Here is a 14,257-nt window from a genome sequence, read left to right on the forward strand (position 1 = left end):
CGTCGCTGAAGAGGCCGATGAAGTGAAGCACGGAACCGTGGTCACGCACGTTCGCGGCAATTTCCTTCCAGGCGTCGCGGCCGAAGATGTCGCCGGAGACGATTGCGTCCTGCACGAGGGCGGCACCCTGGTTGTACACCTGGCCGGCACCGATGGCATTGTGGCCCACTTCGGAGTTACCCATGTCTTCGTTGGTCGGCATACCCACGGCGCGTCCGTGAGCCTTCAGGAGCACGTTCGGGTACATCTTGAAGAGGTTGTCGAGAGTCGGGGTGCGGGCGGCCTTGATGGCGTTGCCTTCGACCTTATCGGTGATACCAAAACCGTCCATCACGATGGTTACGACCGGTCCCTTGATGCCGGGGAAATTGGAAAGCTTCTTGAGCATAGTTTACTCCGTATTGATGTTTACGGCGCAAAGATAGAAATTAATAAAGGAGATCCCCGCCTTCGCGGGGATGACAGGGGGCATAAAAAAAGCCCTCCCGAGGGGGAGGGATTCAAAAAGACCTTCGTTTCCGATTACTGGAAGTAGGTGATGATGATATAGCCCTTGGAGTCGCTTTCCATCATGGTCTTGCCGACCATGAACGGATAGACCTTACCGGTGGCATCCACGGCGTCGATCCAGGTGCCGTTCGCGAGTTCGCCATCAATCGCGTTGCTGGATGGCTGGAAGGATTCGAGGCAAACCGGGCCGGTCGGGAGCAAACCGTTGACCTGCGTGTAGTTGTCTTCGACGAGGGTGACTCCTGCGCCGGCAGTCGCATAGGCACCGCCATCCTTGAAGGTGATGGTGATGTGCGGGGCGTCGGCTGTACCCGTGGCGAAGTTGACGGCGTACTGGTCGCTACCGAGGCTGTTCGAAAGCTTGATTTCGTGGGCGACAGCCTGAGTGCAGGTCTGGACGACTTCGGAAGAAGAGCTTACGATCGGGGCGGCCTGGCATTCCGTTTCGGCGCGGATGAACGAGCCGGCGGCCATTTCGTCGGGTTCGTCACCGAAAACGCTGACGTACGTAGAGGTCTGGAGGCCTTCTTCCGTAGTGCTGCTGTAGACGGTGATGTACAGGCTGAAGCTGCCGCATGCGCTCAACTCGGAAGTCTCGAAGGAGTTGCCGGAAAGGGAAATCCTATCGGAGGCCACGCTGACCGGGATGGTGACTGCTTCCTGGATAATCTGTCCGTTGACGTTGTGGCCGACGGCGAACTTCACGCTGTCAATGTGGGTTTCCGCATAGGGGGTGTACGGAACTTCTGTGTTTTCGAAGTCCGGATCGAGCTTGATAAGGCCGCTGAGGGCGATTTTCTGGGAGCCGGCGACGGCACCGGACATCTGCGTAAGGCCGATGCTGCCGAAAACAACCGGATTAAGGGAAGAAGCTTCGGGAAGCTTGATGACTTCGCCCGGCTTGGATTCGCTCGACGTCGGTGTAGGATCTGCATTGCTGCTGGAGTCGCCTCCGCAAGCTACAAGACCAAAAGTGGAAACAGCAATCGCTGAGCTGAGTAGAATCTTTTTAAAGTTCATTGTTGTACCTCTGATATTAACCCATAGAAAAATACACAAAAAAAGAAAAAAAGGGTGCTCCGGGTACGTAAAATTATGGGGAAGTGGCAAAAATATGCTTTAAAATACGCTTTTTTGCCTTAATTCTAGGATAGGCGTTCGGTAAGGCGGGTAAAACGCCTGATTCCGCGGTTGGTGCGGACCGCCGTGGCCAGTGCGCCGGGTGCCGAAAGTACCCACACATGGCCCTTTGCTCGCGTGATGGCGGTGTAGATGAGGTTCCTCTGGAGCATCACGTAATGGCTCGCGTCGAGTATCACGATGACGGCCGGGTACTCGCTTCCCTGGCTCTTGTGGATGGTGCTTGCGTAGGCGAGGGTCAGCTGTTCCAGTTCGTCGCCTTCGTATTCCACGGTCTTGTCGTCGTAAAAGACGGTGATCTTCTCGGAGTCCTTGTGGACCCTGAAGATAATCCCGACATCGCCGTTGAAGACGTTCTTGTCGTAGTTGTTCTTGATCTGCATGACCTTGTCGCCGTCGCTCCACATGGCGCCGCCGAGCCGGTGGCGGGTCTTTTCCGGGTTCAGGATGTTCTGCAGGAACGGGTTCAGCTCGAACGTGCCGAGAGGCCCCTTGCGCATGGGCGTGAGTACCTGCAGTTCCGCCTTCTGGTCGATATCCATCTTGTTGCGGACGCCCTTGTCCAGGAGGTCGCGGAGAATCAGTTTGGCCTCGTCGGGAGTCTCGAAGGGGACAAAGTGGAAGTTCGTTCCCTCGATAGGCGACGGGAGGATACCCCCGTTGATTTTGGCGGCCCTGTCGGCGATATCGTTGTCGCCCGCCTGCCTGAATATGTGCTGCAGCCGCGTCGTGGGAATCTTGGGACAGCGGATAAGGTCGTTCAGCACGTTGCCCGGACCCACGCTCGGCAACTGGTCGGCGTCCCCGACCAGGACGATGCGCGTACGCGCGGGGATGGCCTCGAAAAGCGCAGCCGCAAGCCAGGTGTCGACCATGCTGAACTCGTCGACGATAAGCACGTCGCAGTGGAGCTTGTTTTCGGCGTTGTGGTTGAACTTTTTTGTGACGGGATCCATTTCGAGCATGCGGTGGATGGTGCGCGCGGGGATGCCGCAGAGGTCGCCCATGCGCTTTGCCGCGCGGCCCGTGGGGGCGGCGAGGAATACGCTTTCGTCCATCTTTTGCGCAAGGTGGAGGATTCCCTTGAGAATGGTCGTCTTGCCGGTGCCGGGGCCTCCCGTGATGATGGATATGCGGTAGGCAAGTGCCATCTCGATGGCCTTGCGCTGGATGGGGTCGAAGGCGAACTTGTGCTCGCGTTCCCATTCGGCGAGGTCCCGCTCGAATCCGGATGTCGGGAGGGCGTTGCCCGCCAGGCGGTAAAGGATGCTGTCGGCGATGTTCTGTTCCGCACGGAAAAGCGACGGGTAAAAGCAGTCGTCGTCTATGCGGCGGATACGGTCCTTGCTGCACAGGCGTTCGAATTCCTGCAGAAGGGCGTTGATCCCGTCGTCGTCATCGGGCATCAGCCGCAACAGACGGATTGTCTTTTCGAGCAGCAGGTTCCTGGGCAAAAAGACGTGGCCCTCGTTAAAGCTGGATTCCTGGAGCACATACAGGAGCGCGGCCTGGAGCCTCATCGGGCTTTCCTTGGGGAATCCGACCTTCATCGCAATCTCGTCGGCCTTTGCAAAGCCGATTCCCCAGACTTCTTCGCAGAGCATGTAGGGGTTGTTGCGGATGGCGGCAATCGTGTCGGTGCCGTATTGCGTCCAGAGCTTCTTGGCGATGCTGCCGGCGATGCCGTGCTCGTAGAGGAACAGCAGTGTTTCCCTGCTGTGGCGGTTCAGCTGCCATGCGGCGAGGAAGGTTTCGACTTTCTTGGCGGTAAACCCCTTGATTTTTGCCTTGCGGAAAATGTCCGGATGGTTGTCGAGGATGTCGGCGGTGTCTTCGCCAAAAACTTTCACTATGGCTGCGGCAGTCTTGGGGCCGATTCCCTTGAACAGGCCGGAGGCCAGGTATTCCGCGATGTTCTCGTTCCCCGTCGCGGCGATGGTGAACGACGTGCATTTGAACTGCCTGCCGTACTTGGGATGGATTCCCCAGTCGCCGTCCATCTTGAGCTTTTCGCCCGGCCTTAAATCGGGAAAAGTCCCCGTCACGATAACGGGGGCTTTTTCGTCCTTCACGTTTACCCGGAATACGGTGAATCCGTTGTCCGGGCTGTGGAAGGTGACGCTCTTGATGGTTCCTTCGAGCTGCATCCGGTAGGCTTGTTCTCCTTAGTCCGGTGTGTAGTCGTGTTTCTTGTCGATTTCAGGATCCCATTTATCCGGGTCGAATTCCTTCCTGGAGGCGAGCGTCTTGCCGCGGCGGCAGAGGACGACGCCGAGGATGGCCGCATTCTCGATAGCGAGCACGAGGGCAGTCTTGTAGTCAAGCCCGAATCCGAGCGGGGCGCCCTTCAGGTTCTCGGGGCTCACCCACAGGATGTAATCGAAGCAGATGAACGCCATGAACATGCACGGGATAAGCGCAATCACGTAGTTCTTCTTTTTGCTGCGGAGGTAAACTGTTGCTACGCACAGGCTGCACACGGCCATGAGCTGGTTGCTCCAGCTGAAGTAGTTCCACAGGATATTGAAGCCCTGCGGGTTCAGGTTGCTCCAGAAGATAATCACGAGGCAGATGGCGAACATCGGCACGGTGAGGAGCAGGCGCTTCTTCGGGTCGGTCTGGTCGATGCCGAAGAGTTCCGAAATCGTGAGGCGAAGGCTACGCAGGCTCGTGTCGCCGCTCGTAATCGCGAGGATGATGACACCCACCACCACGAGGATGGAAATCGGGGCGAACGGGATGACGGTGGAGACGAGTACGCTCAATACCTTCACGCCGCCTGCCGCCATGAGTTCGGGTTGCATGTGGTAGATGAACATGCCGCCCGCGGCCCAGATCATGCCGATGAGGCCTTCGATAATCATCATGCCGTAGAACGTCTGGCGGCCAGTCTTCTCGGTCACTTCGGTGCGGGCCACGAGCGGGCTCTGCGTGCTATGGAAACCGCTGATGATGCCGCAGGCAATCGTCACGAAGAGCATCGGGATAATGGGCTGGTGTGCCGGATGCTGGTTGAAGTTCGAAGCGATGTCGCACAGGTTGAATTCGTCAAGCACGTTCAGGTGCGGAGCGATGCCGATCATGATTCCGAGGGAGGCGAGAATGAGCAAGCCGCCGAAAATCGGGTAGATGCGGCCGATAATCTTGTCGATGGGGAAGAATGTGCTTGCGAAGTAGTAGGCGAAAATCACGCCGACCGCTACCCAGAAGAGCGTGGGGGAGACTGCGGAGCCCGCGATGATGGGCGTGTTGATGAGCTGCGCCGGCGTGTTAGTGAATACAGCACCCACGAGGATGAGCGCGATGGAAATGAGCGCCATCACCACCTTCGAGGGGCCCTTGCCCAGGAACTTGCGCGAAAGTGCCGGCACGTTGTAGCCGTTGTTGCGCATGCTGATCATGCCGCTGAAGTAGTCGTGCACCGCACCGCCCAATACGTTACCCAGCGGGAGGATGATGAACACGATGGCTCCGAACTTGATGCCGAGAATCACGCCGATGACAGGCCCGATACCCGCAATGTTCAGAAGCTGGATGAGCATGTTCTTCCAGTGCTTCATGGGCACGCGGTCCACGCCGTCCGGGTTGGCGAGTGCCGGAGTCTTGCGGTCGTCAGGGCCGAAGACATGTTCGACAAACTTTCCGTAAGTGAAGTAGCCTCCGATAAGGATGGCAACACCGATAAGGAATGTAATCATGTTATGCCTTCTTTGTAGTTATTTGACTATTATAATCTAAAAAAACTCGCTATTCTTCGTAGTCGTCTTCTTCTTCGGCGTCGTCGGAGGGAGCTTCTGAAGCGGCGCTTTCGTCGGCAGCGGCTTCTCCGGATTCCGGAGATTCGCCGGAATCGCCCGCGGCATCCGGTTCCTCGGCCTTTTCTTTCTTGGCGCCGCGGACATAGCCCTTCTCCTTCGCGATTTCGTCGGGAGTCTTGTCGTCGCCGAATTGCTGCTTGAAGTACAGGATGTTTGTCGTGAAGCTGGACTTGCCGGCGTAATCGAAGCCGACGACCGGATGGAACGAAGATCCAAGCGAGAACGCCACCTCGAGTCCGAATTTAAAGCCGTTGTTGCCGTTGACCGAGATGTTCGGGGTAATGACTTCGCCGTAGTGTGCCGACGGGGCGCCGCCGATTTCTTTCTCGAGGCAGGTCAGTAGGCCTGATGCCTTCATGTTCGCGTACTGGTAGCCGAGAGTCATCATGACTTCGAAGAAGTAGACAGGCTTGTAGCCGATGACAATATCGAACGTGAACGCAGAAATGTCGAGGTCGAGCGAACCGCTGTAATCTTCGGGCTGGTAGCTGATGCCACTAGTGCTGTAGCCCAGCACGACGCTCACGTCGAGAGGCTGTGCCGCCGGAGGCAACATGTACTGGAACAGGTGACCGAAACTGTACTGGGCGCCGACGCCGAACAGGTTGAATTTTTGCAGTTCGCTGATAGACGGGAGGAACATGCCGCGGAGCACGAGACGTGCATGGTAGTAGCTTAGGGCCGTCTGCAGATACGGATACGTGAAGACGCTCAAGTTGCTGAGAGTCTTGTTGCCGTAAACCAGCGGGCCTTCGGCCAGGACTTGGGGCGGCTGGGTCATGTCGGCATGCCCGCCGAAAATGGTGGGGGAGCTCATGCCGAATTCGTTGAAGGTCTTGTCGTCGTCGCCAAGGAAGATGAGCGAGATGGGAATGCCCACTTCGAATCCGAGAGGTCCGCCGACCGTCGCGCTAGCGAACCAGTTGCTGTTCAGCACGTTACCCAGGTTGTCGATGATAGGCTTTACGTAGCCCGGGCGGTTGAACAGCTCGGGGTCTCCGTCAGGGCGGTTTTCAAATGCCGCCATCGATTCGTAGGTAGAAGCCCAACCATCGCTATCCCAGGCGTTGGCTAAAACGGTAGCGCCCAGTAAAAGGGCAAACGAAAACTTTGCTAGCTCTTTCATGGCCCGCAAAGATAGAATTTTGAAGGGAACTCGGCTATACTAGAACTGGTACTGAAGTCCCACCGAGGCGTAAACGTAGGTCTGCCAGAGGAAGGGATCCAGGTCGAGAGTGCCCGTGGCCTTGGCGTTTACGAACTTGAACCAGTTTTCGTAGAACTTGACGGCCGGGACAATTGCAAAATTATCTGTAATGTAGTAATGGACGTTGGTGACCAGCGAGACACCGGAGCCCATCAGGTGCGAATTCTGTACCTTTTCCCCGATAAAGGCGGAGTTTTCGGCGGTAAGGCTAGTGTAGGAGTAGCCGATGCCAATGCCGACCTGGAAATCTTCGGGCCAGAACAAGTTGTAAATGAATTCAAAGCCGACGCGCCAGATGGTCGCGTTTTCGGTTTCGTCAATGCCGACAAGCTCCTGCGATGTTTCCCAGTACTGGAAATTCGCATTAAGCGAAAAGCAGCGGATGTTCGCACCGAGCGAGATTTCGGGCGACGGGAAGAAGAACATGTCGGGTGTGTAGACCTTGTGCTTGTTATCGAGGGAATCCGTAACGGAGATAGGCCTTTCGTTGACATCGCCCCAGGTAAAGAACGTTCCGAAAGCGGCGTTCACGTAGTAGGAACGCGGCCAGTAGCTGTCATCGTACTGGATGTGGTCATAGGCGAATGCAGGTGCCGCGGTCATGAACAGCGCGAATGCGAGAAGGCTTTTCAGGAACTTCGTCATGGTTCTTGCGGCCTAGAGGTTCGCGTAGTGGAACATCGCGTCGATGCACTTTTTGGCGGCAACGCGGGTCGGCTCGTCGATATCGACGTGTTCCGCCTTTTCGGGGTGGCGCAGCGTCTCGAGGATGTTCTCGAGGGAGTTGGACTTCATGTACTTGCACATGCTGCAGCTGCCGATGAATTCCATGTCGGGATGCTCGTAGTGCATGCGTGCGTTGAGTCCGCATTCCGTGAGGAGCAGGAACTTGGAGCCCTTCGGCTGTTCGCCGATGTATTTGACCATCTGGCCGGTGCTGCCGACGTAGTCGCTCAGGAGGGCGACGCCGGGATGGCATTCGGGGTGGCTCACCACCTTGAGTCCCGGGTTCTGGCTCCTGAAGAAGTTGATGAGGTCGGAATCGTAAGTCTCGTGGACGTAGCAGCATCCGTCGTGAAGGATGAAATCTTTCTTGACGCCGCGCTTTTCCATCTCGCTCTTGATGTTTTCGCCCATGAGCTTGTCCGGGACGAAGCAAATCTTGTCCGTCGGGAGGCTTTCGACAATCTTCATCACGTTGCCGCTCGTGACGCACACGTCGCAGGCAGCCTTGACGGCGGCGGTCGTGTTGATGTAGCAGACGAACGTGTAGTCCGGATGCTGTTCGCGGAGCTTGCGCACCTGTTCGCCCGTGATGGAGTCGGCGAGGCTGCAGCCGGTGAGCGGTCCGGGAATCAATACGTCCTTTTCGGGATTCAGGATCTTGGCCGTTTCGCCCATGAAGCGCACCGCAGAGAACAGGATGGTTTTCTGCGTGACCTTGGTGGCGTCTTCGCTCAGCTTGAAGCTGTCGCCGGTGTAGTCGGCAACGCCCAGGACGATTTCGGGTGCCACGTAGCTGTGCGCGAGGATGACCGTGTCCTGGTCTTTTTTGCGCTCGTTGATTTCGTTGATCAGCGGGAGCATCTGCTCCACCTTTTCCTTGGTGTACGTGCAGAGAACGGCTCCGGGGTGGATGGAGCTCAGGCGCTTGTAAAGTTCGTCGATTGTCATGGTGTGAAAGATAGAAAATTAATATCCTGCCCATTCGGCGCTGATGGACGGGCTTGCCTTGCGGATGGTTTCGTCTTCGGCGGAATTGTGCGCGGGGGTGATGTCGCCGCTTTGAATCCGGGACTTGATTTCGTCGAATGTTTTTGGCGGAACGCTTTCGGGGGAGTTGTCTCCCAGCACCTTGCAGGGGGCCATCTCGGATTCTTTGGCCTTGTCCTTGACGGGCGTGTATTCGCGTGCGGCGGGAATCTCGTAAAAGCGGTCTTCTTCAGGGCACCAGGCGGTAAGGCACTTGCCGTAGACGCAGCCCGAGTCGAGCCCGATGAATCCGGGAATGTTCACGAAACCTTTCTTGGCCCAGTGCCCGAATACGACGGTCTTCGGCCATTTTACCAGCTTGTACCACGGAACGTCATTCCACTTGCGGATGGAGAGCAGCACTTCGGGACTCATATCCTCGAGCCTTGCCTTGCCCGGTTCGAGTCCGGCGTGCACCAGGAGCGCGTGCGGCGTGTCGCGCCACAGCGGCCACTCTTTTACGGTGTCGCGGATGGACTGCCACTGTTCCAGCGGGAGCGCCTTGAAACGCTTCTTCTGCTTTTCGTTCCAGCAGTCCTCGGGAGTTTCCATCATGCGGATGAGGTGCTCTTCGTGGTTGCCGCGTACGGTCAAAATACCGCATTCCTTCACGATCTGCATGGCGCGCCACATATCCGGACCCTTGTTGATGATGTCGCCGGTCTGGTATAGCGTATCGCTGCCGCGCACGAATCCGAACGCGTCTATAATGCGCTCGAGTTCGTCGGCACAGCCGTGTACGTCACCTATGTAAAGAGTCCTGGACATGGTTTATAATTGATAATGGATAATTGATGATGGATGATGGATAAATGCATACACCTATCTTTCGTCTATCGTCTATCGTCTTTCGTCTAAAGATGTACCGCTTGGCGCAATTTGTTCATCTCGTCGGCGGTGAGTTCGCGGAATTCTCCGGCGGGCAGGTCTCCCAGCTGCAGTTTGCAGTAGCTCACGCGCTTGAGGTCGCGGATTTCGTAGCCGATGGCGCGCATCATGCGGCGGATTTCGCGGTTTTTGCCTTCGATGAGCACGAGCTCGGCGAATCCGTTTTCAAGGTACACGTCGGTCGCGAAGGCGATTTCTTCCTGGGCTTCCGGATCTTCGGGGTCGCGGATGTCCACGCCGTCTACCAGGCGCTGCGCTGCGGCTTCGCTGAGCGGTTTCGTTGTCCAGACGTAGTAGCTGCGCGGGATTTCGTAGCTCGGGTGCGTTAGGCGGTGCAGCAGTTCGCCGTCGTCGGTGAACAGTAGGAGTCCGCGGCTCTGCAGGTCCAGACGTCCAACGTACTTGAACGTATGGTAGCCGGGAGGCAGGTAGTCGTAGACGGTGCGGCGGCCCTGCGGGTCGTCCTTGGTGCACACGCAGCCGGCCGGCTTGTGGAACATGATGACCTTGGTCTTTTTCGGGAGCTTCGCGGTCTTGCCGTCGACAGTCACGACGTCTTTATCTTCGTCCACCTGGTGGCCGAGATCGGAGACGGTTTTGCCGTTCACTTGTACGCGGCCTTCTGCGACAAGCGCATCGGCGGCACGGCGGCTGGCGATACCGCTGAGTGAAATAAACTTGTTGATACGCATTACTTTTCTTCGCCTTCCATCTGGATTTTGAGGGCTTTTATCTTGCGCCAAAGGGTAGAACGGCTAATGCCCAGCTTCTCGCAAATTTCGGTCTGGTTGCCCTTGCATACGCTCAGGGCATGCAGAATGTGCCTGCGTTCCATTTCTTCGAGAGAAAGGATCTCGTCGCTGGCTGGTTCGGCCTGCGCTGCTGCGGGCTTGGCTGCCACGATGGACGCCGGGGCGATGGGAGCTGCCGTGCTCTCTGTCTCGATAGCCTTGGGCGCTGTCGCGTCGTGGGGCATGTGTGGAATGGCGAATTGCTTTTCGCGTGCTTCTTCTTGCACGTCTTCGGGCAAGTCTTCGAGGCGGATGATGCCGTTTTCCGAAAGCACGATGGCGTGCTCCACGATGTTTTCCAGTTCGCGGATATTGCCCGGGTACGGGTAGCGGGTCAGGGCGTACTGTGCCGCCGGTTCCAGGTCCAGAATCTCCTTGCCGTGAGTTTCCTTGTACTTTAGAATAAAATAACGGATAAGGGTCGGGATGACCGGCTTGCGCTCACGGAGCGGCGGCAGGTGCAGGTGGAACGTGTTCAGGCGGTAGTAGAGGTCTTCGCGGAATGTCCCCATGTGCATTGCCTGCTGCAGGTCGCGGTTTGTCGCGGCGATAACGCGTACGTCCAGGTAACGGGCCTCGGTTTCACCCACGCGGCGTATTTCATGATTCTGCAGGAACCGCAACAGCTTGACCTGCGTCGATGCCGAAAGTTCGCCGACTTCGTCGAGGAACAGCGTACCGCCGTTTGCCGATTCGAACAGTCCCTTCTTGTCGGCTGTCGAGCCGGTGAAGGAGCCTTTCTTCGCGCCGAAAAGTTCGCTTTCTACCAGGTTCTCGGGAATGGCTCCGCAGTTTACCGCGACAAACGGTTCGGCCGAACGCTTGCTGTAGCGGTGGATGACGTTGGCGAGGAATTCCTTGCCCGAACCGGATTCGCCCGTGATGAGCACGGTACTCGTGGTCGGGGCAATCTTGTAGACGTTCTTGAGGATTTTCCTCATTTCAGGAGTGTCGCCGAGCAGGCTGTCGAGCACCTGCGATTCCATCAGCTGGTGCGTGTTCTTGGTCTGCTGCTGCGACTGGATTTTCTGCGCGGTGCTTTCGAGCTGGTCTATGGAGACCGGCTTCATCAAGAAGCTGTTCGCCCCGCGGTTGATGGCGCTTGTCGCGCCGGGCCAGTTCTTGTTGTCGCAGAGAACGAAAATTTCGATGCCGGGATTCCTTTCTTTAAGGAAACTCACCATGTCCATGTTTTCTAGCGTCAAGAAGGGAACCTCGATAAACGCGAGGTCTATCGAATCGCTCTTGACTAGGGACATCAGGGATTCCCTGTCGCTACAGACCAAAAGCTCCGTGTCGACTAGGGACCAGGAGCGCTGGATGTCGCTGATAAAGGATTTATCCAAATCGGCGATCAGAATTTTCATAGGAAACTCTGTTACGGATTGTTCTGGATGATTTCCTCAACCTTGGCTCGCAGCGCCTGGAGGTCAACAGGCTTGTTGAACGTTGCGGCAACATCGAAATGCTGTGCCGTAATCAGGTAGTCGTCCGCGGCCGTGCGTCCGCCACCGCTGACGGCGATCGTTCTGCCGCTCATTCCCATTCTGCGGAGGTCCAAAATAACTTCGTAACCGTCGACATCGGGCATGATGATGTCGGTGATAATCACATCGTACTTCTTATTCTGATAAAGGGCCTTGGCTTCCTTGCCGTTCACAGCCGTTTCTACGTCATACCCTTTGATTTCCATGGCGGACTTCAACATCAGGTTGAATTGTTCGTCGTCATCAATGATAAGAACCGTGGACATGCTCACTCCTTGTGTTCGCTGATAGATTCTTTATACATGTTCCAATATAGATTAAATGTCGTGCCTTCGCCAACAGTAGTTTGTATGGTGAAATACGCATTTCCCTCTTTTAACAGGCGTACGGCGCTTGAAAGCCCCAATCCGAGCCCTTCGCCAGGGGCTTTCGTGGTGAAAAACGGTGCAAAAATGCGCTCGAGCGTCCCGGAGTCGATTCCCGTACCGGTGTCCGAGACGGAAATTTTTGCGTAATCGCCCTTCGGAATCGGTGGGGCGTAGGGGGTCAGGAGCTGGTGGGTGAGGGTCTCCTGCTGTACCTCGAACGTCAGTGTGCCGCCCTTGTCCTTCATCGCGTAGATGGCGTTGTTCGCCAGGTTGCTCAGGATGCGTTCCAGCGACGGCACCTGCGCCTTGATTTCGATTGTCTCGTCCATGGTCTTGGAGACGACCTGGATGTTCGGCGGCAAGGTGATGATTACTTTGTCTATAACATCGCGGACGATGGTCGCGGGCGGGAATATGGTACTCGGAATCTTGCTTTCCGTCTTGCCGCGGACGGTGTCCAGCAACACGTTCAGCGACTGCTTGCCTCGTTGTGCCGCGGTGGTGGCTTCGCTTACAAAGCTCGATGCCTTGGTGAGGTTCTGCTGTATCTTCTTGTCGGTAATATTCGGCGTGACCGTGTTGAGCAGTTCCTGGGCCAGCTGGCAGAAACCGATCTGGGAGCCGAGCAGGTTGTTGTAGTCGTGGGCAAAGGCGCCGCAGGCCGTTCCCAGGTCTTCTAGGCGCGAATGGATAATCTTCTGCTCGCGCAGCATGTTCCTTTCTCTTTCGAGACGCTTTTCTTCGCTCATGTCAATTTTCAGGCCGATCACCTTGTACGGAGGCCTGTTGACGATGATGGGAATAAAGTGGTTCTGGTAGACAAAGACCTGCTTGTCGTTCTTGATGTTGATGCTGGCCTCTTCTTCGGAAATTTCGTTGTGTTCGGTGTCCTCGAACGTCGTGAAAATCTTGCTGCGGCCTTCGTTGCGGGCAGCCTTTTCCTCTGGCTTGATCTTGCTGGGAACATCGGTAGTCTTGTTCAGGTTCCCGCGCATGGTGATGTCTTTCAGATTCTGCGTCATGTAGACGCCGTTCTCGTTCTTGGACCAGAATTGGAAGGGCAGCGCGTTGATCAGGGTGGCGTTGATGTTTTCGGTTTCCTTGGATTTCTTTTCGGAAATGTCCAGGCGTTCCTGGTAGCGAATCAGGTCCTGCTTGTATTCCGTGAACTGGCGGTTGAGCGTCTTGATTCTCTGCTGGTAGAACAGCAGGTTCGTCTGGTCGCTGAGCAGCAATACGTTTATGGATGTCGTCAGGGACTGCCTCAGGGTGAATATGCCCACGTTGAACGTGTGAAGCTCGTTCTTGATCTGAACCTTGACGTTGTTGTAGGTGGCCTCGTGCTGAATATCGATATCGGGCAAGATATGCTGGATATTCATGTTCGCGATTTCGGCGTCGTTAGCCTGGAGAATCTGCCGCGAGGCCGGGTTGGCGTAGAGGACCTTGCCCTTGGAATCGAAATAGATGATGCAGTCGCCCAGGTGGATGATAAACTGGTTCAGGAACCACCAGGAACTCTTGTTCTTGAAAGAAACCGAAGTGAAATACTGCCCGCAAAGAATGGCGAGGAAAATGCAGGTATACTGGTACCACTGCATGAATTGTACGGGCCCGCGCATGTTCTGGAACCTGCAAGCGAGCGGGACGATAAAGTCGAGCGTAATGGAGAACAGGACAAAGAAGAGGAACGTGACGAGCATGTAGGCGTAAATTTGCAGGAGGCTCTGGTCGCTTGTCTGCAGGCAGGATTTGAGCAGCGAGTAGCATGCCTTGAGCAGGTCGGGCAAGACGAACAGCAAGAAAAGCAGGCCGTATACGACAAAAGCCGGATGCTGTTCGAGGCCGAGGGCGTGGAATCCGAACGTATGGTTCATGGTTTCGGGTTCGACGCAGAACATGACGGTGGCGGCAATGACGCCGGCTGACCCGATGATGTTCCTCAAGGCCGATACGGGGGATCTCTTGGAAGCATAACGGATGCGTGCGATATGGCGGGCCGCGTTGCCTGTCTGGATCCAGGTGAGGGCTTGCAGACCGAACAGGATATGCGCATAGGGGCTGTTGGTGGCACCGAACGTGACGTTGCCGACAATATTTATCAAGTTCCAGAAAATGAGGATAAGGATAAGCTGGTAAAGCGGTTTCGGGAACTGCTTGACACGGGTCTTCTGCCCGAGCGTGAGCGGGAAGGCCAAAGCAAGTATAAGACCGATAATCGAGAGGATAAGGTCGGTCGGCGAACTTGAAAAGAGAGCTTCTTGCATATCTACAAAGAAACTTATAAAAAAAATGG

11 protein-coding genes and 1 pseudogene are annotated in these 14,257 nt (G+C 56.1%); all 12 read right to left on the bottom strand.

The window, feature by feature from the left end:
- Positions 1 to 388: pseudogene (locus B3M32_RS05895) on the bottom strand (2,3-bisphosphoglycerate-independent phosphoglycerate mutase); the annotation flags it as partial.
- Between the two features lie 134 nt (positions 389 to 522).
- Entirely contained in the window at positions 523 to 1,530 is a 1,008-nt protein-coding gene (locus B3M32_RS05900) for a hypothetical protein (protein ID WP_290744180.1), read from the bottom strand.
- A gap of 125 nt (positions 1,531 to 1,655) precedes the next feature.
- Positions 1,656 to 3,797: an ATP-dependent RecD-like DNA helicase gene (locus tag B3M32_RS05905; RefSeq protein ID WP_290744181.1), complete on the bottom strand. Its 2,142-nt coding sequence runs from the start codon at positions 3,795 to 3,797 to the stop codon at positions 1,656 to 1,658.
- Between the two features lie 18 nt (positions 3,798 to 3,815).
- Positions 3,816 to 5,348: a carbon starvation CstA family protein gene (locus tag B3M32_RS05910; RefSeq protein ID WP_290744182.1), complete on the bottom strand. Its 1,533-nt coding sequence runs from the start codon at positions 5,346 to 5,348 to the stop codon at positions 3,816 to 3,818.
- Positions 5,349 to 5,397: 49 nt separating this feature from the next.
- Positions 5,398 to 6,594 (bottom strand): DUF6588 family protein, encoded by a 1,197-nt coding sequence (locus tag B3M32_RS05915; protein WP_290744183.1) that lies wholly within the window; start codon positions 6,592 to 6,594, stop codon positions 5,398 to 5,400.
- Between the two features lie 39 nt (positions 6,595 to 6,633).
- Positions 6,634 to 7,320, bottom strand: coding sequence for a hypothetical protein (locus B3M32_RS05920; protein ID WP_290744184.1), 687 nt, complete (start codon positions 7,318 to 7,320; stop codon positions 6,634 to 6,636).
- 12 nt (positions 7,321 to 7,332) lie between these two features.
- Complete coding sequence (gene nadA / locus B3M32_RS05925; protein WP_290744186.1) at positions 7,333 to 8,349, bottom strand: quinolinate synthase NadA; 1,017 nt, start codon at positions 8,347 to 8,349, stop codon at positions 7,333 to 7,335.
- Between the two features lie 18 nt (positions 8,350 to 8,367).
- Positions 8,368 to 9,195, bottom strand: a complete 828-nt coding sequence (locus B3M32_RS05930) for a metallophosphoesterase (RefSeq protein ID WP_290744187.1) — start codon at positions 9,193 to 9,195, stop codon at positions 8,368 to 8,370.
- Between the two features lie 86 nt (positions 9,196 to 9,281).
- Positions 9,282 to 10,007 (bottom strand): pseudouridine synthase, encoded by a 726-nt coding sequence (locus B3M32_RS05935; protein WP_290744188.1) that lies wholly within the window; start codon positions 10,005 to 10,007, stop codon positions 9,282 to 9,284.
- On the bottom strand, positions 10,007 to 11,473 hold the full coding sequence (locus B3M32_RS05940; protein WP_290744189.1) for a sigma-54 dependent transcriptional regulator: 1,467 nt from the start codon (positions 11,471 to 11,473) through the stop codon (positions 10,007 to 10,009). The genes B3M32_RS05935 and B3M32_RS05940 overlap by 1 nt, the downstream gene beginning before the upstream one ends.
- An 11-nt stretch (positions 11,474 to 11,484) precedes the next feature.
- Entirely contained in the window at positions 11,485 to 11,859 is a 375-nt protein-coding gene (locus tag B3M32_RS05945; protein WP_290744190.1) for a response regulator transcription factor, read from the bottom strand.
- 2 nt (positions 11,860 to 11,861) lie between these two features.
- The gene (locus B3M32_RS05950; protein ID WP_290744191.1) at positions 11,862 to 14,228 is read right to left on the bottom strand and encodes a sensor histidine kinase; all 2,367 of its coding nucleotides are present in this window, start codon (positions 14,226 to 14,228) and stop codon (positions 11,862 to 11,864) included.
- Between the last annotated feature and the right edge of the window lie 29 nt (positions 14,229 to 14,257).

The sequence above is a fragment of the Fibrobacter sp. UBA4309 genome, assembly GCF_002395745.1.
Taxonomy (GTDB): Bacteria; Fibrobacterota; Fibrobacteria; order Fibrobacterales; family Fibrobacteraceae; genus Fibrobacter.